The 20,669-nt window shown below is 67.6% G+C and carries 24 protein-coding genes; 11 read left to right on the top strand and 13 right to left on the bottom strand.

The features are described from left to right. Window positions 1–14: 14 nt before the first annotated feature. From nuoF to ASF22_RS09130, 6 genes are read right to left on the bottom strand one after another with little or no spacing between them, the layout of a single operon-like run. The gene (gene nuoF, locus ASF22_RS09155; protein WP_056263522.1) at window positions 15–1,316 is read right to left on the bottom strand and encodes an NADH-quinone oxidoreductase subunit NuoF; all 1,302 of its coding nucleotides are present in this window, start codon (window positions 1,314–1,316) and stop codon (window positions 15–17) included. Between the two features lies 1 nt (window position 1,317). Continuing rightward, window positions 1,318–2,403: an NADH-quinone oxidoreductase subunit NuoE gene (gene nuoE / locus ASF22_RS09150; RefSeq protein WP_056263521.1), complete on the bottom strand. Its 1,086-nt coding sequence runs from the start codon at window positions 2,401–2,403 to the stop codon at window positions 1,318–1,320. Window positions 2,404–2,425: 22 nt separating this feature from the next. Beyond that, complete coding sequence (locus ASF22_RS09145) at window positions 2,426–3,616, bottom strand: NADH-quinone oxidoreductase subunit D (protein ID WP_056166553.1); 1,191 nt, start codon at window positions 3,614–3,616, stop codon at window positions 2,426–2,428. Window positions 3,617–3,632: 16 nt separating this feature from the next. Continuing rightward, window positions 3,633–4,280 (bottom strand): NADH-quinone oxidoreductase subunit C, encoded by a 648-nt coding sequence (locus tag ASF22_RS09140; protein ID WP_056166550.1) that lies wholly within the window; start codon window positions 4,278–4,280, stop codon window positions 3,633–3,635. Window positions 4,281–4,287: 7 nt separating this feature from the next. Further along, on the bottom strand, window positions 4,288–4,875 hold the full coding sequence (locus tag ASF22_RS09135) for an NADH-quinone oxidoreductase subunit B (protein WP_056166548.1): 588 nt from the start codon (window positions 4,873–4,875) through the stop codon (window positions 4,288–4,290). Between the two features lie 57 nt (window positions 4,876–4,932). Further along, window positions 4,933–5,298 (bottom strand): NADH-quinone oxidoreductase subunit A, encoded by a 366-nt coding sequence (locus ASF22_RS09130; protein ID WP_056089121.1) that lies wholly within the window; start codon window positions 5,296–5,298, stop codon window positions 4,933–4,935. Window positions 5,299–5,664: 366 nt separating this feature from the next. On the opposite strand from ASF22_RS09130, the gene ASF22_RS09125 reads away from it, so the two are divergent. Both ASF22_RS09125 and ASF22_RS09120 read left to right on the top strand, forming a co-directional pair. After that, window positions 5,665–6,798 carry a glycosyltransferase family 4 protein gene (locus ASF22_RS09125; RefSeq protein ID WP_056166546.1) on the top strand — a complete coding sequence of 378 codons (1,134 nt, stop codon included), beginning with the start codon at window positions 5,665–5,667 and terminating at the stop codon, window positions 6,796–6,798. A gap of 178 nt (window positions 6,799–6,976) precedes the next feature. Beyond that, entirely contained in the window at window positions 6,977–9,316 is a 2,340-nt protein-coding gene (locus ASF22_RS09120) for a glycogen debranching N-terminal domain-containing protein (RefSeq protein WP_056263516.1), read from the top strand. Window positions 9,317–9,442: 126 nt separating this feature from the next. Here the strand turns inward: ASF22_RS09120 and infC are convergent, their stop codons facing one another. Together infC and ASF22_RS09110 are read right to left on the bottom strand one after the other, a co-directional pair. Then, entirely contained in the window at window positions 9,443–9,964 is a 522-nt protein-coding gene (infC, locus tag ASF22_RS09115; RefSeq protein WP_238223988.1) for a translation initiation factor IF-3, read from the bottom strand. A gap of 203 nt (window positions 9,965–10,167) precedes the next feature. Next, window positions 10,168–11,388, bottom strand: a complete 1,221-nt coding sequence (locus ASF22_RS09110; RefSeq protein ID WP_056263514.1) for a glycosyltransferase family 4 protein — start codon at window positions 11,386–11,388, stop codon at window positions 10,168–10,170. A 179-nt stretch (window positions 11,389–11,567) separates the two neighbouring features. Here ASF22_RS09110 and ASF22_RS09105 point away from each other — a divergent pair, with 179 nt between their 5' ends. Then, window positions 11,568–12,371, top strand: coding sequence for an alpha/beta hydrolase (locus ASF22_RS09105; RefSeq protein WP_056263512.1), 804 nt, complete (start codon window positions 11,568–11,570; stop codon window positions 12,369–12,371). Here the strand turns inward: ASF22_RS09105 and ASF22_RS09100 are convergent. Together ASF22_RS09100 and ASF22_RS09095 are read right to left on the bottom strand one after the other, a co-directional pair. Further along, entirely contained in the window at window positions 12,358–12,642 is a 285-nt protein-coding gene (locus ASF22_RS09100; protein WP_056089138.1) for a DUF1150 domain-containing protein, read from the bottom strand. The two genes, ASF22_RS09105 and ASF22_RS09100, sit on opposite strands and share 14 nt — an antisense overlap. Window positions 12,643–12,709: 67 nt before the next feature. Then, window positions 12,710–13,147 carry an Hsp20 family protein gene (locus ASF22_RS09095; RefSeq protein ID WP_056166536.1) on the bottom strand — a complete coding sequence of 146 codons (438 nt, stop codon included), beginning with the start codon at window positions 13,145–13,147 and terminating at the stop codon, window positions 12,710–12,712. Between the two features lie 645 nt (window positions 13,148–13,792). Here ASF22_RS09095 and ASF22_RS09090 point away from each other — a divergent pair. From ASF22_RS09090 to ASF22_RS23715, 7 genes are all read left to right on the top strand, one after another. Then, window positions 13,793–14,275, top strand: coding sequence for a hypothetical protein (locus ASF22_RS09090; RefSeq protein ID WP_056263509.1), 483 nt, complete (start codon window positions 13,793–13,795; stop codon window positions 14,273–14,275). Between the two features lie 27 nt (window positions 14,276–14,302). Beyond that, window positions 14,303–14,995, top strand: a complete 693-nt coding sequence (locus ASF22_RS09085; RefSeq protein ID WP_056166530.1) for a MotA/TolQ/ExbB proton channel family protein — start codon at window positions 14,303–14,305, stop codon at window positions 14,993–14,995. A 185-nt stretch (window positions 14,996–15,180) separates the two neighbouring features. Continuing rightward, on the top strand, window positions 15,181–15,672 hold the full coding sequence (gene tolR, locus ASF22_RS09080) for a protein TolR (protein ID WP_056166527.1): 492 nt from the start codon (window positions 15,181–15,183) through the stop codon (window positions 15,670–15,672). Window positions 15,673–15,676: 4 nt separating this feature from the next. Continuing rightward, the gene (locus tag ASF22_RS09075; protein WP_056263507.1) at window positions 15,677–16,750 is read left to right on the top strand and encodes an energy transducer TonB; all 1,074 of its coding nucleotides are present in this window, start codon (window positions 15,677–15,679) and stop codon (window positions 16,748–16,750) included. A gap of 73 nt (window positions 16,751–16,823) precedes the next feature. After that, window positions 16,824–17,360 carry a metallophosphoesterase gene (locus tag ASF22_RS09070; RefSeq protein ID WP_056263505.1) on the top strand — a complete coding sequence of 179 codons (537 nt, stop codon included), beginning with the start codon at window positions 16,824–16,826 and terminating at the stop codon, window positions 17,358–17,360. Window positions 17,361–17,500: 140 nt separating this feature from the next. After that, window positions 17,501–17,815, top strand: a complete 315-nt coding sequence (locus ASF22_RS09065; protein WP_056263503.1) for a hypothetical protein — start codon at window positions 17,501–17,503, stop codon at window positions 17,813–17,815. 91 nt (window positions 17,816–17,906) lie between these two features. Continuing rightward, window positions 17,907–18,062 carry a hypothetical protein gene (locus tag ASF22_RS23715; protein ID WP_156368826.1) on the top strand — a complete coding sequence of 52 codons (156 nt, stop codon included), beginning with the start codon at window positions 17,907–17,909 and terminating at the stop codon, window positions 18,060–18,062. A 43-nt stretch (window positions 18,063–18,105) separates the two neighbouring features. Here ASF22_RS23715 and ASF22_RS09060 read toward each other — a convergent pair whose 3' ends face one another. Further along, window positions 18,106–18,369, bottom strand: a complete 264-nt coding sequence (locus tag ASF22_RS09060) for a hypothetical protein (RefSeq protein WP_056263501.1) — start codon at window positions 18,367–18,369, stop codon at window positions 18,106–18,108. A gap of 78 nt (window positions 18,370–18,447) precedes the next feature. Here ASF22_RS09060 and flaF point away from each other — a divergent pair, with 78 nt between their 5' ends. After that, the gene (gene flaF, locus ASF22_RS09055; protein ID WP_244474233.1) at window positions 18,448–18,909 is read left to right on the top strand and encodes a flagellar biosynthesis regulator FlaF; all 462 of its coding nucleotides are present in this window, start codon (window positions 18,448–18,450) and stop codon (window positions 18,907–18,909) included. A 130-nt stretch (window positions 18,910–19,039) separates the two neighbouring features. Here the strand turns inward: flaF and ASF22_RS09050 are convergent, their stop codons facing one another. Further along, complete coding sequence (locus tag ASF22_RS09050) at window positions 19,040–19,405, bottom strand: hypothetical protein (protein ID WP_056166514.1); 366 nt, start codon at window positions 19,403–19,405, stop codon at window positions 19,040–19,042. 170 nt (window positions 19,406–19,575) lie between these two features. Next, window positions 19,576–20,616 carry an alpha/beta hydrolase gene (locus tag ASF22_RS09045; protein ID WP_244472865.1) on the bottom strand — a complete coding sequence of 347 codons (1,041 nt, stop codon included), beginning with the start codon at window positions 20,614–20,616 and terminating at the stop codon, window positions 19,576–19,578. Window positions 20,617–20,669 lie beyond the last annotated feature (53 nt).

Here is a 20,669-nt window from a genome sequence, read left to right as displayed (position 1 = left end):
GCGTGGGCTACGGATCACTCCGCCGCCATCGGCACCGGGTCGGAATGCGGGTTGGCGCTGTAGCGATCGATGCGTTTCTCGATTTCGGGCCGGAAGTGCCGGATCAGGCCCTGGATCGGCCAGGCCGCCGCGTCGCCGAGCGCGCAGATGGTGTGGCCCTCGATCTGCTTCGTGACATCGAGCAACATGTCGATCTCGCGGCGCTGGGCTCGGCCCTCGGCCATGCGCAGCATCACCCGCCACATCCAGCCGGTGCCCTCGCGACACGGCGTGCACTGGCCGCAGGACTCGTGCTTGTAGAAGTAGGCGATGCGGGCGATGGCCGAGACGATGTCGGTGGAGCGGTCCAGCACGATGACCGCCGCAGTGCCGAGACCGGAGCCGAGGTTCTTCAGGGTGTCGAAGTCCATCTTGGCGTCGATGATCTGCTCGGCCGGTACCAGGGGCACCGAGGAGCCGCCGGGAATCGAGCACAGCAGGTTGTCCCAGCCGCCGCGCATGCCGCCGCAATGCTTGTCGATGAGTTCGCGGAAGGTGATCCCGAGTTCTTCCTCGACGTTGCAGGGCTTGTTGACGTGGCCCGAGACGCAGAACAGCTTGGTGCCGGTGTTGTTCTTGCCACCGAGTCCAGCGAACCACGCCCCGCCCCGACGCAGAATGGTGCCGGCCACCGCGATGGACTCGACGTTGTTCACCGTCGTCGGGCAGCCGTAGAGGCCCATATTGGCCGGGAACGGCGGCTTCAGGCGCGGCATGCCCTTCTTGCCTTCGAGGCTCTCGAGCAGCGCCGTCTCTTCGCCGCAGATGTAGGCGCCCGCACCGTGGTGGACGTAGATGTCGAACGGGTAACCGTGGACGTTGTCCTTGCCGACGAGCCGTGCCGCGTAGGCCTCGTCGACGGCCTTCTGCAGGGCATGTTTCTCGGCGACGTATTCGCCACGGATGTAGATGTAGCAGGCATGCGCCGCCATCGCGAACGAGGCCAGCAGGCAACCCTCGATGAGAAGATGCGGATCGTGCCGCATGATCTCCCGGTCCTTGCAGGTGCCGGGCTCCGACTCGTCGGCGTTGACGACGAGGTAGTGCGGGCGCCCATCCGACTTCTTCGGCATGAACGACCACTTGAGGCCAGTGGGGAAGCCGGCGCCGCCGCGCCCGCGCAGGCCCGACTGCTTCATCTCCTCGATGATCCAGTCGCGGCCCATCTCGAGCAGGAACTTGGTGCCGTCCCAGGCGCCCCGCTTTTTGGCCTCGTCGAGACCCGGCGAATGCAGGCCGTAGAGGTTGGTGAAGATGCGATCCTGATCGGAGAGCATGCTAGTTCCCCTCGCTCTTCGGAGCCGGGCGCTTGTCCCCGGACGTCTCGGCCGGAGCCGTCTTCGGCCCGTCCGTGCTCACGCCTTCGCTCGCCCCCGACGCCTCGGGCTGGGGTGGCGGCTCATCCCGCGGCAAGTCGGACTGCCTGCCGGCCTCGGCGCCGGCCGCCTCGGCTCGCGCGATGGACTCGGCCGGCGTCGGTGCCGGTTTGCCCGGCCGGGCCGTGGATTCGGCGGGGTCGGCCGCCTCGGCTTCGTCGCCGGACTTCACCGGCTTCTCCCCGGACGCCGAGCGCTGGGCCGGCGCATCGGTGGACCGGCCCTCGACGGCGCGTCCGGCATCCGGACGGGCGGGCTTCGGATCAGCGGCGGCGCGCTGCTCGGAGGAAGCCGCCTCGGCCTTGCCCGAGGGCTCGCTGCTCTCCTCGGCCTTCTTGTCCTCGAAGCGCTGACGCCAGGCGCCGACCCGCGAGCCGTCGAACAGGGTCGCGTCCACTAGGGTATCGGCCCCACCCTTGGGCTCGGACGAGGTCCGTCCGACCTGCGAGCCGATCTTCACAGGGCGGCCAGCGGCCAGGTCGTCCATGAGCGCGCCTAGCAGGTCGGGCGTCAGGTCCTCGTAGTAATCCTGGTTGATCTGCGCCATCGGCGCGTTGCAGCAGGCGCCGAGGCACTCGACCTCGAGCCAGGAGAAGTTGCCGTCGGCGCTGACATGGCCCGGCGCGCCGAGGCGGGCCTGGAGGTAATCCTTCAACTCGCGCGCCCCACAGGAATCGCACGGCACGGTCCCGCAGAGCTGGATCCAGAACCGGCCCACCGGCTCCAGGGCGAACATCGTGTAGAAGGTCGCGACTTCGAGCACGCGGATATGCGGCATGCCGAGTTCATCGGCCACCGACTCGATGGCGGCGCGCGGCAACCAGCCGCCATTCTGCTCCTGCGCCTTCCACAGCAGCGGGATCACCGCCGAAGCCTGACGGCCCTCGGGGTACTTCTCGATTTGGCCCTTGGCCCATTCGGCGTTCTCCGACGAGAACGCGAAGCTTTGGGGCTGCTCGGCGGCGGGGGCGAGTCTGCGGTTAGCCATCAGTTCGAAACCTTGCGTCCCATCACCGGTCCACCTCGCCGAACACGATGTCGAGCGTGCCGAGCACGCAGGATACGTCGGCCAGCATGTGGCCGCGGCACATCCAGTCCATGGCCTGGAGATGGGCGAAGCCCGGAGCGCGGATCTTGCAGCGGTAGGGCTTGTTGGTGCCGTCGGCGACGAGATAGACGCCGAACTCGCCCTTGGGCGCCTCGACGGCCGCGTAGACTTCGCCGGCCGGGACGTGGAAGCCCTCGGTGTAGAGCTTGAAGTGGTGGATCAGCGCTTCCATCGAGCGCTTCATCTCGCGGCGGGGTGGCGGCGCGAACTTGCCGTCGGTCGCCGCGATGGGGCCCTGCCCGGCGGGCTCGCGCAGCTTCACGCAGCATTGCCGCATGATCTTCGCCGATTCGCGCATCTCCTCCATGCGGATGACCTGGCGATCGTAGGTGTCGCCGTTCTTCCCCACGGGGATGTCGAACTCCATCTCCTCGTAGCACTCGTAGGGCTGGGACTTGCGCAGGTCCCACGGGATGCCCGAGCCGCGCACCATCACGCCCGAGAAGCCCCAGGCCATGGCCTCGTCCACGGTGACGATGCCGATGTCGACGTTGCGCTGCTTGAAGATGCGGTTGCCCATGACGAGGTTGTCGAGGTCGTCGACCACCTGAAGGAACGGATCGATGAACGCTTCGATGTCGTCGATGAGGGCGGGCGGCAGGTCCTGGTGGACGCCGCCGGGCCGGAAGTAGTTGGCGTGGAGGCGAGCGCCCGACGCGCGCTCGTAGAAGATCATCAGCTTCTCGCGCTCCTCGAACCCCCAGAGCGGCGGCGTGAGGGCGCCGACGTCCATCGCCTGCGTGGTGACGTTGAGGAGGTGAGAGAGGATGCGGCCGATCTCGCAGAACAGCACCCGGATGAGTTGCGCCCGGCGCGGCACCTGAAGCCCGAGCAGCTTCTCGATGCCGAGGCAGAAGGCGTGCTCCTGGTTCATGGGCGAGACGTAGTCGAGCCGGTCGAAATACGGCGTCGCCTGCAGGTAGGTCTTGTGCTCGATGAGCTTCTCGGTGCCGCGATGCAGCAGGCCGATATGCGGATCGACACGCTCCACGATCTCGCCGTCGAGTTCGAGCACGAGGCGCAGTACGCCGTGCGCCGCCGGGTGCTGCGGCCCGAAATTGATCGCGAAATTGCGGATGTTGTGCTCGGTCATGGCCTCGCTCCGCCGCTCAAGCCGATTTCTTCTCGTCGCCCGGGAGCACGTACTCGGTGCCCTCCCACGGCGAGAGGAAGTCGAAGTTCCGGAATTCCTGCGTCAGCTTCACAGGCTCGTAGACCACGCGGGCTTCATCCTGGTCGTAGCGGACCTCGACGAAGCCCGTGAGCGGGAAGTCCTTGCGCAGGGGGTGCCCCTCGAACCCGTAATCGGTCAGCAGCCGGCGCAGATCCGGGTGGCCCGAGAACAGGATGCCGTAGAGGTCGTAGGTCTCCCGCTCGAACCAGTTGGCCGCCGGGAACACGTCGATGACGGATGGGACCGAGGTCTGCTCGTCGGTCTGCACCTTGACCCGGATGCGGGCGTTATGGCGCAGGGACAGCAGGTGGTAGACCACGTCGAACCGCTTGGCGCGGCTCGGATAATCCGCACCGCAGATGTCGATGAAGCAACGGAAGGCGCAGGCGGGATCGTCGCGCAGGTAGGTCAGCGCGTAGACGATGTCGCTCGCCTGCACCTCGAGGGTCAGCTCGCCGAACGCGATGGTCCGGGCGACCACGGCCGGGCCGAGGGCGGCGCCGACATGGTCGCTGAGCGCCTGAAGCGCATCCGCGCCCGAAGCGGCGGCGGTGTGCGCGCGGATGGTGATGCCGTTGCTCATCAGCCCCTCAGCGCTCGATGGTGCCGGTGCGGCGGATCTTCTTCTGCAGAAGCAGCACACCGTAGAGAAGCGCCTCGGCGGTCGGCGGACAGCCCGGCACATAGATGTCGACGGGCACTACACGGTCGCAACCGCGCACCACCGAGTACGAATAGTGGTAATATCCACCACCATTGGCGCACGACCCCATGGAGATGACGTAGCGCGGCTCTGGCATCTGGTCGTAGACCTTGCGGAGCGCGGGAGCCATCTTGTTGGTGAGCGTGCCGGCGACGATCATCACGTCGGACTGGCGCGGAGAGCCGCGCGGGGCGAAGCCGAAGCGCTCGCAATCGTAGCGCGGCATCGACATCTGCATCATCTCGACGGCGCAGCAGGCGAGCCCGAACGTCATCCACATCAGCGAGCCCGTCCGGGCCCAGTTGATGAGGTCGTCCGTCGAGGTGATGAGGAAGCCGCGGTCGGCGAGTTCGCTGCTGATCGACAGGAATGTCGGATCGTCCGCGCCGATGGGGCGCCCGGTGTTGGGATCGATGATCCCCTTGGGAGCCGGTGCGATCGCCGGGGCGCGGGAGAGGTCGGGGCTGAAGGCCATCGGTTTCTCGGGATCAGGCTTCGGACGGTTCGGCGACGCGACGACGATTCGTGGGCGCTAGTCCCACTCAAGGGCGCCCTTGCGCCACTCGTAGACGAAGCCGACGGTCAGAACGCCGAGGAAGGCCATCATCGACCACATGCCGAACCATCCGAGTTCACCGAAGGTGATCGCCCACGGGAACAGGAATGCGACTTCGAGATCGAAGATGATGAACAGGATGGCCACAAGGTAGAAGCGCACATCGAACTTCATGCGCGCATCGTCGAAAGCGTTGAAGCCGCACTCGTACGCCGAGAGCTTCTCCGGATCGGGACTGTTGTAGGCGACGAGGAAGGGCGCCACCAGCAGGGCTGCCGCGATGAACAGCGACACGCCGATGAAGACGATGAGGGGCAGGTAATCCGCCATCAGGCCGGTCATGCGGGACCTCTCGTGTGCGCCGAAGGCCGTACTGCCCCGGGAGCGTCCCGCCGGATGGAATTGCTCCAATGCCAGACTGCGCTGGCCGGAGGCTTAGACGACCCCCGGAGGTGAAACAAGGGCGGCTCGCATTGCACAAATTCGCACATGTCATTGAGTTAGGACTACGGGACGAACCGGCAACATGACCGATCCGCACAGCCCCCCCGCGCCCGGGATTGCGGGGACATCCATGCGGCATCGCAAAACAGCGATGGCGCCGGGGCTCCCGGAGGAACCATAACCTTGGCCGTGGGTTTCATTCATGTCCCACTCAGGCCGGATCGCGTTAGGTCGGCGCATATTCGACCTCACAGGAGACGCTTCGTGCGCATTGCCCAGATTGCTCCGCTCTCGGAGGCGGTCCCCCCGAAGTTCTACGGCGGCACCGAGCGCGTCGTATCCTGGATCACGGAAGAGCTCGTCCGTCAGGGTCACGACGTGACGCTGTTCGCCAGTGGTGATTCGGAGACCTCGGCCAAGCTCGCGGCGTGCACGCCGGAAGGCCTGCGCCTCCTTGGCTACCGCGACCACACGGCGAGCCATCTCGCCATGCTGCATCACGTCCACAAGCGCGCCCACGAGTTCGATGTGCTGCACTTCCACATCGACCTCCTGCAATATCCGATGTTCGAGGATCTGAACCACAAGTGCATCACCACGATGCACGGCCGCCTCGACGTGCCGGACTTCATGCCGGTCTACCGTACCTTCACGGGCATGCCCCTGGTGTCGATCTCCGACAATCAGCGCGAGCCGATGCCGAAGAACGTGAACTGGGCGTCCACCATCCACCATGGCCTGCCGGCCCAGAACTGCCCGTTCTACCCCGAGGCCAAGGGCGGTTATCTCGCCTTTCTCGGTCGCATTTCCCCCGAGAAGCGCCCCGACCGCGCCATCGAGATGGCGATCCGCTCCGGCGTGAAACTGAAGATCGCCGCGAAGGTCGACAAGGCCGACCAGGATTATTGGGACGAGGTCATCGAGCCGATGATCCACCACCCGCTCGTCGAGTTCATCGGTGAGATCAACGAGGAACAGAAGAAGGATTTTCTCGGCAACGCCCTGGCCCTGGCCTTCCCCATCGACTGGCCGGAGCCCTTCGGCCTGGTGATGATCGAAGCGATGTCGGCCGGCACCCCGGTCATCGCGTTCCGCAACGGCTCCGTGCCGGAGGTGATCGCCGACGGTATCTCGGGCGTGCTGTGCGACTCGATGGACGATGCCGTTGCGGCCGTCGACACGGTCAAGACCATGAGCCGAGCCGGCGTGCGCCGCCACTTCGAGACCCAGTTCACCGCCGAGTGCATGGTCCGCAAGTACGTCGCCGCCTACGAGAGCCTGCTCGCCCATCAGGCCGACGTGATCAAGATGCCCCACGCGGCGGCCTTCTCGCCCCGCTACGGCGATCTCAACGGCTCGTCCCTGCCGTCGATCTCGGTGGCCGCCATGCCGGCCTGAGGCGGACCCGGCATCGGGCTTGCAGAGCCTTTTTCCGGGTTGGCGTCGTACGATTGCCGCACTAACTCTCCTCTCTGAGGGCCGCCCGCGTCGCATACCGCAACGGGCGGCCTTTCGATTCCAGACCCATCGCGATCAGACGATTCGCGAATCCTCACCCATCCGGAGACGCTCGGGCATGGCGGCTGACAGTTTCACGGCGACTCCCGAACAGGCACCCGGCACGACGGACGGGCCGCTGAACCATGGTTTTCAGGATGCCGACGCGGTCCTGCCCCAGTACCATATCGAGGCCCACACCTCCCTGGTCGAGCGCCCGCTGCGCTCCCTGAAGTACGGCGAGGCCTTCGCGGTGCTGGACAGCTACGGCGACATCGGCGTGCTGCCCGGCCCCGAGGGCCTGTACTTCCAGGACACGCGCTACCTCTCGCGCTTGCACTTCACTATCGAGGATCAGCGCCCCCTGCTCCTGTCCTCGGTGATGCAGGACGACAACGGCGCGCTCAGCGTCGACATGACGACGCCCGACATCCGCCTCGACGCCCACGACGAGACCACGATCCCGCGCGAGCTCATCGCCATCGAGCGCACAAAGTTTCTGTTCAAGGGCGCGTGCTACGATCGGATCGGTTTGCGCAACTACGATTCGCGCCACTGGACCCTGAAGATCGGCGTGAGCTTCGACGCGGATTTCCGTGATCTCTTCGAAGTCCGCGGCATGGACCGCCCGGTGCGGGGCAAGCGCAGCGTTCAGGTGGCGAGCGAGTCGGAAGTGCAGTTCCGCTATGCCGGCCTCGACGAGGTGGTGCGGACCACGAGCCTGCATTTCGGCCCAAAACCGAAGCACATCGAGCCGGGAAAGGTCACCTTCGAGGTTTCCCTGCCCCCGGGTGGACGCGCCTCGCTCTTCATCCGCACGGTTTTCGAATCGCACCGGGCCTACACCAGTGCACCGGCCGCCGAGAAGGTGGGCGAGGATGCCGCGGCTGGCCTGTCGCACGCCGCCGGCTCGTCGGCCACGGCCCGCCACCCCAAGGGCCTGGCAGAGGGCGTGATCTTCGCCCGTGCGTATCGCGATTCGCGCCGCGACCTGCGGCAGCTCACGGCCGGCATCACCACGATCATCTCGTCGAACGACCAGTTCAACGAGGCCGCCTGCCGCGCCACCGCCGATCTCTACATGCTGGCCAGCCGCACGCCGGAGGGGATCTACCCCTTCGCCGGCATCCCCTGGTACTCCACGGTGTTCGGCCGCGACGGCATCATCACGGCGATGATGGCCCTGTGGATCGATCCGAACTTCGGCAAGGGCGTCCTGCGCTACCTCGCCTCGACCCAGGCCAAGGCCATCGATCCCGCCGCCGACGCCCAGCCCGGAAAGGTTCTGCACGAGACCCGGCGCGGCGAGATGGCGATGCTCGGGGAGGTGCCGTTCCGGCACTATTACGGCACCATCGACGGCACGCCGCTGTTCGTGATGCTGGCCTCGGAATACTACGCCGTCACCGGCGACCGGGAGACCATCGAGCGGATCTGGCCGGCTCTCGAACTCGCCCTCGACTGGATGAACCAGTACGGCGACCGGGACGGCGACGGCTTCGTCGAATACGCCCGCGACACCGACAAGGGCCTCGAGAACCAGGGCTGGAAGGACAGCCACGATTCGATCTTCCACACGGACGGGAACCTCGCCAAGGGTCCCATCGCCCTGTGCGAGGTCCAGGGCTACGTCTATGCCGCCAAGAACGGCATGGCGACGCTCGCCACGTTGCTCGGCCACGATGCCCTGGCCCAGCGCCTGACGGCCGAAGCCGCCAAGCTGCGGGCGGATTTCGACAAGGCGTTCTGGTGCGAGGCGATCGGCACCTACGCCCTCGCGCTCGATGGCGAGAAGCGCCAATGCGCCGTGCGGTCCTCGAATGCCGGGCACGCCCTCTTCACCGGTATCGCCCTGCCGGAGCGCGCCGCGAGTGTCGCCGCCAACCTCCTGTCGAAGGATGGGTTCAATGGCTGGGGTGTGCGGACCATCGCGCGCGGCGAGGCGCGCTACAACCCGATGTCGTACCACAATGGCTCGATCTGGCCGCACGACAACGCCCTCGTGGCCATGGGGCTCGCCCGCTACGACCTGAAGCCGGAAGCCTCGCGGATCTTCGAGGGCATGTTCGACACCGCCCTCTACCAGGACCAGAAGCGTCTGCCGGAGCTGTTCTGCGGCTTCATGCGCAGGCACCAGCGCGGGCCGGTCTCCTACCCGGTGGCGTGCTCGCCCCAGGCCTGGGCGGCGGCGGCCCCTTTCGCGTTCCTCGCCGCCTGCATCGGCCTCGAACTCCAGCACGATCGCAACCGCATCCGCCTGAAGAACCCGACCCTGCCGGCCTTCCTCGACGGGGTGTCGATCTTCAATCTGAAGCTCGGCACCTCGCGGGTGGACCTGCGCTTCCAGCGCTACGGCGGCGACGTGACGGTGAATGTGCTGCGGCGGACGGGCGACGCGCAGGTCTCGGTGGTGAAGTAGGGACATTCATCCCCCTCCCCCGGCGGGGAGGGGGACCTCTGCGTCCGAATGGGAAGCGATCATGAAAAACGCCGCCTCCCCGGGGGAAAGCGGCGCGGATCGTCGAATCCGAACGGGCCTCGCGCGTCAGCGCGGCGCCAGGATCATGATCATCTGGCGGCCCTCGAGCATCGGCTCGCTCTCCACCTTGGCGATCTCCTGGGTCTCGTTCTTCACCCGCTCGAGCAGGCGCAGGCCGATGTCCTGGTGCGCCATCTCGCGGCCGCGGAAGCGCAGGGTCACCTTGACCTTGTCGCCTTCCTCGAAGAACCGAACCACGGCCTTCATCTTGGTGTCGTAGTCGTGCTTGTCGATGCCGGGCCGCAGCTTGATCTCCTTGACCTCAACCGTCTTCTGCTTCTTGCGGGCCTCGTTCTGCTTCTTCTGCTCGTTGAAGCGGAAGCGGCCGTAATCGAGGAGCTTACAGACGGGAGGAACGGAGTTGGGCGCGATCTCGACGAGGTCGAGGCCGGCTTCCTCGGCCAACGCGAGGGCGTCGAAGAAGGCGACCACACCCCGGTTCTGACCGGTGTCGTCGATGAGCTGCACTTCGCGAACGCCGCGGATGTCCCGGTTGGCGCGCGGCCCGTCCTTCTGCGGGGCCGGCATAGCTCTCATAGGTCTACGAATGGCTTCAATCTCCTGATGAAACGACGAAACGGCAGCCTGCGAACCCCAACCCCATGGGGTCGATCCTGGCCACCAATCGCTCCGGATTCCGGTCCGACACCTTGGCTGAACTTTTCTTCAAGTCAACTCGGGCGGCCGGGTTTGGTTCACGCCCCGGGTGATCCGGGACGATCACGGGCGCTTCACGGGCAATTGGCGAGGAGGTCGGCATAGACGTCAAGGGTGTCGCCGACCATGCCCTCGAGGGAGAAGTGCGCCTCCACGTGCGCCCGGCCGCGCCGGGTCATCGCGTCCCGCGCCGAGGCGCCCATGGTCAACGCCTCGGCCAGGGCATCGGCTAGGGCCGAGGCGTTGCCCGGTGCCACCCGCCAGCCCGTGCGCTGGCCGGCCGGAACTTCCGGTGGCGCCAGGACGGTCTCCGGTACGGCGCCGAGATCCGAGACCACGACGGGCGTGCCCAGCGCCTGAGCTTCCACGGCCGAGCGGCCGAACGCCTCGGGCTCGACGGAGGGAACCGCCACGACGGAAGCGGCGCGGAACGCCGCCGGCATGTCCGTGCAGTGCCCGACCCGGTGGACGATGCCCTGCAGGCCGCGCGCGGCGATGAGGGCATCGAGCTCGCGCTCGTAGGCGACACGCCCCTGGGGGTCGCCCGCGAGCACGATGGCGACATCCGCGACGCCGCGGTCGCGCATGAGGGCGGCCGCCTCGATGAGCACGCGCTGGCCCTTCCAGGCCGTGAGGCGCGCGGCGAGCAGCACCACGCGCTCGTGCGGCGCCACGCCCCAGGCCCGGCGCAGGGCTTCGACCCGGGCCGGCGCCACGGCGCCCGGCGTGAACAGCGCGAGATCCGTCCCCCGGTGGATCACCCGGACGCGGTCGCCCGCCTGATCCGGATGAAGCGTGCGGATCAGGTCGGCGGTGTAGTGCGAGTTGGCGATGACGACGTCGCCGCGCGCCATCACCGAATTGTACAGCACCTTCACCCCGGTGCGGCCGGAATAGCTGCCGTGGTAGGTCGTGACGAAGGGCAGTTTCAGGCGACGTGCCGCGCCGAGTGCGACCCAGGCCGGCGCCCGCGATCGGGCATGGATGATCTGAACGCCCTCGCGCCGACACAGCCGAGCGAGGCGCCCGATGTTCAGCGCCATGGCGACGGGGTTCTTCGCGGCGGCCGGAAACGGCAGCCAGATGCCGCCCTTGGCCTGCAATTCCCCCACCAGCCGACCGCCCTCCGTGGCGACGAGGGCGCGCGCACCCGCAGCCGCGAGGGCCGCGGCCACGTCCACGGTGGTGCGCTCGGCCCCGCCCGCATCGAGGGCCGGGATGATCTGCAGGATGGTTCTGCCCGAGAGCGGCGCACCCTCCCCCGGGAAGGTGCCGCCGCGCGGATCGCCATTCATGACGCGGCTCCGCAGGCCGGCCCGATGACGGGACCTGAGGGTTCGGGGCGGGGGCGGAAACGTCCGTCGCGGGCTTCGGTCATGGGTGTCAGCATGGGCGGCGTGCTTTACGGCCCGGTAAACGAAAGGCAAATGCAGAGCACGCAACACGATGGTTCTTGGATAACGGGGATAAGCCGATGCCGCAGCCGAACGACGAGGCGCCGACTTTCCTCGATGTCGGAAGCGGAGACGCGGCACGACGCATCGCCGTGCTCCATCGGCCCGGAGAGGGACCGCCCGTGGTGTGGCTCGGAGGCTTCCGCTCCGACATGCGGGCCACCAAGGGCGAAGCGCTCGATGGATGGGCGCGGCGAACGGGACGCGCCCTGGTGCGGTTCGATTATACGGGTCATGGCGAATCGGAGGGCGATTTCGCGTCCAGCACCATCTCGACCTGGGTCGAGGACGCGGTCGCGGTGATTTCCGCCTGCGCGCCGCAGCGGCCGCTTCTCGTCGGCTCGTCCATGGGTGGCTGGATCGCTTGTCTCGCCGCCCGGGACCGGGCCGCGCGAGGCGAAGACGCCCCCTCAGGACTGGTGCTCATCGCCCCGGCCCTGGATTTCACCGAAGACCTGATGTGGAAGCGGTTCACGCCGGAAATCCGTGCCACCATCGAGCGGGACGGTTTCTGGGCGCGACCGAGCGCATACGACCCCGTCCCGGTGCCGATCACCCGTGCCCTCATCGAGGACGGGCGCCGGCACGCAATGCTCGGGGGAGAATTCGACCCTGGCTGCCCGGTTCGTATCCTGCAGGGCATGGACGACCCGGATGTCCCCTGGTCCCATGCCCTGCGCATCGTCGAGCGCCTGCCTCGGGCCGACACGGTGCTGACCCTCGTGGCGGATGGCGACCACCGCCTGTCGCGGCCCCAGGACCTCGCCCGGCTCCTGGCGGCAGTGACGGAGATCTACCCGAACAAAGAAATCAGTGCAGACTGACGGTGTGGAGATCGTTGGCCATGGCATTGGCCACCACGGCGTCACGGGAATCGGCGAGCAAGATCGGCGCCCCGCTGGCCGAGAGCAGGGCGAAGAGGTCGAGGCCGGGGGTCAACTCCGGCGCCTGCGGAAACAGGCGCGTGACCTCGTCGGAACTCATGGCGCGGACGTAGGCGATGTGACCCTCGCCCAGGGCAGCGAGGTCGGCGGCGTTGAACTCCGCCGGATCGAGATCTGCGCCGGTGATGGGATTCTGGCTGAATGCGGTCATGGTCGGCTCTCCTTCTGGCAGAGCGGGGTCGGGTCTGGCCCGACCCGGATGAAAAACGGGCGTCCCGTCAGACGTCGTCGCGGGATGCGATGGCGATCTTGCGCACGACCCGGTCCGGCTCGGGTCGGGTCAGGTCGATGGACAGCAGACCGTTGGACAGGTCGGCCCCCATCACCTCCATGCCGTCCGCCAGCAGGAAGGCCCGCTGGAACTGGCGCGCGGCGATGCCGCGATGGAGGAACTGACGCGATTTCTCGTCGATCTGCCGGCCGCGGACCACGAGCTGGTTCTCTTCCAGCATCACGTCGAGCTGATCGCGGGTGAAGCCCGCGACCGCGAGGGTGATGCGAAGCCGCTCGGGCTCCCGGTCGCTGCGGGCCACCCGCTCGATGTTGTAGGGCGGATATCCATCGTTGGCGGCCTTCGACACCCTGTCGAGGGCCTGTTCGATCTCATCGAAACCGAGGAGGAACGGATGTCCGAACGGGGAAGGCCGCGTGGTCACGGATGGATGTCCTTCAAGCGAAGCCCCGGGGACGATGGAGGAGGCACTTCGTGGAGAGGCACGTCTGCGGTGTTCGGGAAGCCCGCCTGCGGCAGCACCCCCCGCCGACGATCGTTCGCCGGTGAACCCGATATGGAGGCGGCACCAAGCCTCATCAAGGGCAGCCCCATCAAGGGCTTGGCTCCGAACATCCAGGACGGTCCCTTTCGCGAGCCTTCCCGTCGAACTCGCCGATCGAACCCGACCACGATCGTCCTACGAGCTGACCGAGAGAAGACCCGGCGATGTTCGCCGGGCAAATCAGGAAACTACAACCAGGATCAATCGGCAATTTTCCAGCGTGGCCCTGTATTCGGTCAGGTAACAGTTTGGAATTACTCTGATATTCCGCACTGCGCTTGATCTGGCACCGCGAATTCGGATATTGCCACGGCCAATCGACCGACGGATTGCGGGGCTCTTGGCCGTGCCGCGCCGGTTCGCGTTCCCTTTGGGAAGCGACGACTTGAGCGGCGCCGACCGATCACCGGGTCATGATTGCCGACCATGACGTTCCCGGCGGAAACACGCTGCGAATCGCGGGTCATCCCAAGGTTTAAGTCCGGCGCGGCGGTGCCGCCCATCGTTCGAGGAAACGGAACCGTGATGGATCGAGTGCGCTGCATGGTCAGGGAACAGGTCCGGAATGCGGTTCGGACGGCCTGTCTCGGCACCGCCATCCTGGCCGGCTGGACGGGTTACGCGGTGGCACAGGAAGCCAAGAGCACGGACACCAAGCCCGCTTCGCTCAAGCTCGAACTGAACCGCCTGGAGCCCGCAGGCGAATCCTGCCGGACCTACCTTCTCGTCGACAACAGCCGGGGTGCGGCCCTGAAATCCCTGAAGGTCGATCTGTTCGCCTTCGACACGGACGGTGTCGCGCAGAAGCGCCTCGCCGTCGAGCTCGGCCCCGTGCAGGAGCGCAAGACCATGGTCCGCCTGTTCGACTTCCCGGCCCTGGCCTGCCCGAAGATCGGCCGGGTGCTCCTCAACGATGTCCTGGCCTGCGAGGGCGGCGACGCCAGCCGCGAGACCTGCCTCGAACGCATCGAAACCGACAGCAAGACTGCCGCGCCCTTCGTCCGCTGATCCGAAACCGAACCGAGAGACATCCCCATGGATCCGACCGCCGCGCCCGCAGGCGTCTCCCACGACATGTCGTTCCTCGGCCTGTTTCTCCAGGCCGACCCGATCGTCAAATCGGTGATGATCCTGCTCGTGGTCGCCTCCATCGCCTGCTGGACGGTGGTGTTCGAGAAGATCGTCCGCATCGCCGCGGCCAAGCGCCAGGCGAAGGCCTTCGACACCCTGGTGCGCTCGGGCGGCGCCCTGGAAGCATCCGGCAAGGGGATGGACGCGCAGATCACGGCGGCCGCCATCGAGGCGTGGCGCGATCAGGATAGCAGCGAGACGCGCGCCGAGCGCCGCGACCGCATCGAGCGCGCCATGCGCGCGACCCTCACCACGCGGTTGAAGGCGATGCAGACGGGCCTGCCGCTCCTCGCGACCTCCGGTTCCACCGCGCCCTTCATCGGGCTGTTCGGCACGGTGTGGGGCATCATGAACTCGTTCTCGTCCATCGCGAAGAGCCAGGATACGTCGCTCGCCGTGGTGGCGCCCGGCATCGCCGAGGCGCTGTTCGCCACCGCCATCGGCCTCGTCGTCGCGATCCCGGCGGTGATGGCCTACAACAAGCTCATCAACGACATCGGACGAGTCCAGGCGAGCTTCGTCTCCTCCATCGGCACCCTCGGCAACCGTCTGGCCCGCGACCGGACGGTTCACAGCCGCGCCGCCGCCGCCGAATAGCCGAACCGTATCACCGACCCGTATCACCGACCAATGTCCGCCTCGCGCGGGCGGGCCGGCCTTGAACCCCGGAAGACCGGCGGCCCCCGATCCATGGGGCCATCCCGGTTCCGGACGAATTTCGATTTCGCGGGAACGCGGCGCCGGGCTGCCGGCCGCCCGCCCGAAGCCCCGGAGGGCGACGCATGGCCATGGGATCGATCCGCTCCGGCGGCGGTGACGACGACGACGGCATCGACGGCGCGCCGATGTCCGAGATGAACGTCACGCCCCTCGTCGATGTGATGCTGGTGCTGCTGATCATCTTCATGGTCGCCGCCCCGCTCATGACCACGGGCGTGCCGGTACAGCTCCCCAAGACCACGGCGCAGAAGGTGGCTCAGGCCAAGAAGCCCCTGGAGATCTCCATCGACAAGGAGGGCAAGCCCTACCTCGCGAAGGAGGAGCTGACCCCCGAGGGCATCCTGCCCCGCCTGCGGGCCCTGGCCGCCGAGGACCCCTCCCAGGTGATGCTGGTGCGTGGCGATCGCGAGGTACCCTACGGCAAGATCATGGAAGTGATGGGCCTCGTCGGCCAGGCGGGCTTCACCAAGGTCTCGCTCATCGCCCAATCGCCCGGTGGCGCCCTGCCGTCTGCGCCGGCCGCCGCAGTACCCGCGACCGGAACGGCCCGATAGCCCCATGAGCGTCCTCGCATCGACCGGAGATCCGGATCGGCGCGGCCCGTCAGGTCTCGCCGCAGCCTTCCTCGTCGCCCTCGGCCTGCACGCGGCCGGGTTGATCGCCCTCACTCTGTTCCAGCCGGAGCCCAAGGCGCCCCCGGGCGAGAATATCGTCACCATCGACCTCGCGCCGCAGATGACGGAGGCCGACACCCAAGCCCCGGCCGAGCAGGCCGCCTCCGTGTCGGCGCCGCCCGAAGCCAATCCGGTGCAGACGCCCGAGACGGTCCAGCAGGAGAAGCCGCTGGAGACCACGGAAGTGACACCGCCCGAGGCGACGGCACCGCCGCCGCCCGATACGGCGATGATCGCGCCCGAGGCGACGACCATGGCCGAGCCGCCGGAAGCGACTCCGACGCCGCCCGTCGAGGTGGCGAACGAGCCGCCGCCGGAGGATCAGGTGATCGCGTCCACGGCCGAGACCGCGCCGGCTCTGGCACCCCCTCCACCCACCGTGGCCCAGGAGCTGCCGAAGCCCGTCGAGGTGGTGAAACCGAAGCCGGATCAAGCCAAGATCCTCGAGGCGCGGCGTGAGGCCAAGCGCAAGGCCGACCGCGAGGCACGGCTCAAGGCCGAACAGGAGGAGCGCCGCGAAGCGCTGCAGGAGGCCCGGGCCGAGGCGAAGGCTAAGGCGGCCCGTGAGGCCGCACGCCGCGCCGCCGCCGCTGCGAGCGAGGGCAGCGCACGCCAGAACTCGGCCTCGGCCTCGCGTCAGAGCAGCGCGGGTGCGGCCGCCGGCGGCAACGATGCGAACGCGCTCCGCGCTTGGCAGGGCGCCCTCAGCTCGGCGATCCGCGGTCGCATGAACGCCAGTGCGGCGGCGGGAACCAGCGGCGGCGTTGCCGTGGTTCGGTTCACCGTGTCGCGTTCCGGGCAGGTGCTGAGTTCGGGACTGTCGAGCAGCAGTGGTGTCGGCGCCATCGACAGTGCGGCGCTCGCGACCGTACGCGGGTCCCTGCCGGCGGCCCCGGCAGGCGTCACGATCAGCAGCCTCGCGGTCACCGTGCCCCTGCGCTTCAGCCCCGGTCGCTGAGCCCGGGGTCGGACGGCGTGATCCCGCCTCGCTTCCGAGGACCGCCCTGCCTTTCTCGGAGCGACGTTCCGGCATGACCGTCTGGTTCACCAGCGACACGCACTTCTCCGATCCGCGCGTGCTGCGGATCGACCGGCGCCCCTACCCCGACCTTGCGGCCCACGACGCGGCGCTCATCGCCAATTGGAACGCCGTCGTCGCGCCCGGCGACACGGTCTGGCATCTCGGCGATGTCGCCCTGCGACCCGCGCCGGGCCGAATCTCCGAAATCCTCACCTCGCTCAAGGGTACGAAGCACCTCATCGTCGGCAACAACGACGGGCCGGAAACGCTGCATGCGCCGGGCTGGGCCAGTGTCGGCCATTATGCCGAGATCGTCGTGGACGAACGGCCCCTGGTGCTGTGCCATTATGCGTTCCGAACCTGGAACGGCATGGGCCGGGGCGCCCTCGACCTCCACGGGCATTCGCACGCCAAGCTGACACCGATCCCGAAGCAGTACGACGTGGGCGTCGATGCGCAGGGCTTCACGCCGGTGGATCTTCCAACAATCCTCGCCTCGCGCCGCGCCCGGAAAGTGAGCAGCCGAAAAGCGGAACCTTCGCCGTAGATCGGGGGTTCTTGGGGCATGAACGCAGGATGACCGGCGGGCCGGATCCAAGACTTCGGATCGATCCATAACTTTGGATCAGCCTGAGCGTCACCTTGCACCCGTCCTGTTCCTCGAGACGTCTGCCGCCGAGGTATCCCATGCGTCACGCTCTGTTTTCACCGCTTCTCGCCATCGGACTCACCGTCGTGGCCGTCGTGCCGGCTCTGGCCGCGCCAGCCTGCTTCGAGGGCCAGCGAAAGGTCGAGGAAGCCAACGCCCTGCGGTTCCAGGCCCGGCAGGAAGCCCGCATCGGCAGCCACGACCGCGTCTGCGATACCCTCGACGAAATCGGCGATCGGTACGCCGATGCCCGGGATGCGTTCGAGGATTGCGGTGCGGCAGTCACCGCCATCGATCTGCGGACTGAGGCGCGGAACCTTCGCATCGCCAAGAAGGTCAATCGCTGCGACTGAGCGCGTGCGCCCACGCACACACGCCCGGAACCATTCGTTTCACAAGTCTGAACAAGCGGCGCGCGATTCGCTGCCCTGAAGGTCCACGCCCATGAACGTCTCGGCCACCCAGTCCAACGCCAATTCCGTCCTCGGCTCCAATGCCATGATCGATGCCACGGGCCCGTCCTTCGCGGCAGCCCTGTGCGGCTTCCTCAGCACCACCGTCGCGACCACCATGGTGATGTTTCTGCTGAGCAGCGTGTAAGAGAACGCTTCTCCAAGGCAGGCCTGTCCGGCGTCGGCCGGGATCAAGGCGCCACGAGCCAGAAGCGCTTGCGGTTGAACAGCATGTCGGCCTTGCCGACTTCGGCCGGCCCGTTGCGACAGGCCGCTTCGTTCCTGGCGCGGGCATCCGGTGATGGTCCGGGTGACCGGGCAGCCGGCAGCATCGGGGCCGTGGACACCGGAAACAGCCCGAGACTGCTCTGAACGCCAGGCTGGCGCACGGCGACGACGGTGAGGATGCCGGCCAGCAGCGCCCCCGCCACCGTACCGAAAACAAAATTCATCATGGGTCGGAAATCCCGCGATCGCCGCGCGGACAGAGGCCGGCCCGCGATCACCGGCCCTTCCTGGTCAAGCTTCTCGGCATGATTGCGGCGAAGACCGGATTACAGTCTCTTAAGAATGAACCCCATACGGTCTCGTCGGTCGCGGACGGCTCGAATCGCGGCAGTCGGGGAGAACGCAGGATGTCGTACGGGGCCAGTGCCTACGCGAAGGTGTCACAGACGGCCCTATCGCCGCGCGAGGCGGAAGCCGCCGTCCTGATCAAGGCCGCATCGCGCCTCCAGGCCGTTCAAGCCGACTGGGAAAACCAGAAGGGCGGCCTCCCCGAAGCGCTCAACTTCAATCAAAAGGTCTGGACGATCATCGCGGGCGCGGCGACGGCACCCGACAGCCCACTGCCCGAGCCGATCAAGACCAGCATCGCGCAATTGTCGGTGTTCGTGTTCCGCCGCATGATCGACACGCTGATCGAGCCGAGCGCCGAGAAGCTTTCCGCGCTCATCAGCATCAATCACAACATCGCCGCCGGCCTGCGGACCTGAACGGAGCCGTCCCCCGAAGAGGGGTATCGGCGAGGGGCGTGCCCGTTCGCGTCGGGCGAGCCTGACGGCCAGGACCCATGAGCCGTGCCCTGAATCGGGCACGGCCACGTTGAAGATGTTGCCGAAACCCTCAGGAGTCGAGACCCGCATCCTCGTCGATATCCACGAGGAAGACGATGTCGGCGTCGTCCTCACCGTCCTCGTCATCCTCTTCCGCGTCGTCGTTCGAAGCGGCCTCGGCGTGGCGGGCATCCGGCTCGAAGGGCTCGTCCTCTTCCGAGTCATCCTCGGCCAGGGCGTCCTCGAAGATCTCCGTCTCCTCCTCGGTGGCGGCGCGGATCTTGAGCGGAGAGGTGCCGTTCCACAGCACCTTGCCGTCGCTCTTCATGGCCTGGATGTCGTCCTTGAAGCCGTCGCAGGTGAAGAGATCGCGGGCGACCTCCTCGGAACCGTTGATGACCGCGATGGCCACGCCATCGATCTCGAGTGTGAACATCGCGAATTCCTCTCGAACGTCGTTGCGCGGGGCGCGCCGGCCGCACGGCGTCGGAGGACGCCGCCCTGGGATCGATTCAGCCTTACGGGGCCGCCGACCGTGTAGGGGGCAACGGCCTGCGCGCCAAGCCCCACGCCGACCGCCATCCCGCGCCGAACGGGCCCCTGGGCTCAGCTGCCTCCGCCAGCACCTCGACTGATGGCACGCTTGACCACGCCCTGAACCTCCGGGTTCGACAGGAACAGGTCGTGGTTGATCAGGCCGCCGCCGTAATCGGAGGCGTCGGCGACGCGCACGCCGAGCGCCTCCAGGCGCTCGCGGTCGGCCGCGCCGGCGCGGACGATACCACCCGCGATGGCGCCGGAGAGCTCCAGCGCCCTGTCGTTGGTGGAGGAGATCACCGTGACCTTCTTCACGTCCGGTCCCATGCGCTCGATGGCGGAGGTGAACAGGTCGATGTCGATGTCGGGGGCAGCCAGCACCACGGCGCCGATGCGGGCCATGGCCGCCTCGCCGGCCTCGGCCCGCAGCATCCGCAGGGTCTCGAGGGTCAGGAGCGTGCCCATGGAATGGGCGACGATGTTGATTCGGCCGCCCGACGGCGAGTTCGCCAGGGCCTTGAGCAGATCCTCGAAGGCGTCGCGCGACCACAGGGCGCTCTCGCGATCGTAGCCGTAATCGAAGGTCGCGGCGGCGGAGGGCCAGGTGAACAGCGCGGAGGCGCCGCGGAAGCGGATACCATCGGAGAGCTTGGCTGCGCTGAGGGCCGCGGACTGGAAGCTCTCGCGGTAGCCATGGACGTAAATGAGCACGTCGCGGCCGAACGCGGCCTGGGCGAAGGCACCGGCCGCGCCCGGCCCGGTCTCGATCTGCGGCACCGCCGCGACCCCCCAATCCCCGGTGACCACGGAGGAGACCTTGCCGATGAGCGAGCGGTCGGGTGCGGACAGACGCACCTCGGCGAAGCTCAGGCCCCGGCCGCGCTCGGAGCTGAAATACGGGCTCTTCGGGGGACTGCCCACCGGCTTGCGGGTGGTGGCGACGAGAAGCACGGGGCTGACATCGATGTTCGACTGCCGCTCGGGGGCGGACGAGCCGGTCGCGAGGTCCTCGGTGACGCAGCCGGACAAGCCCGGCGCCAGGCTGGCGAGCCCCAGGAGGGTAGCGAGGCGGACGAGGCTGCGTCGGGTCGGCCGAATGGTTCGGTTCATGCGGTCTGACAACCCTGGGCGGTGGAGGGCCGGGAAACCCGGCCGTCGTGCGG

It is taken from the genome of Methylobacterium sp. Leaf87, assembly GCF_001422775.1.
Classification (GTDB): Bacteria; Pseudomonadota; Alphaproteobacteria; order Rhizobiales; family Beijerinckiaceae; genus Methylobacterium.
This window is presented reverse-complemented; position numbering and strand designations above follow the sequence as displayed.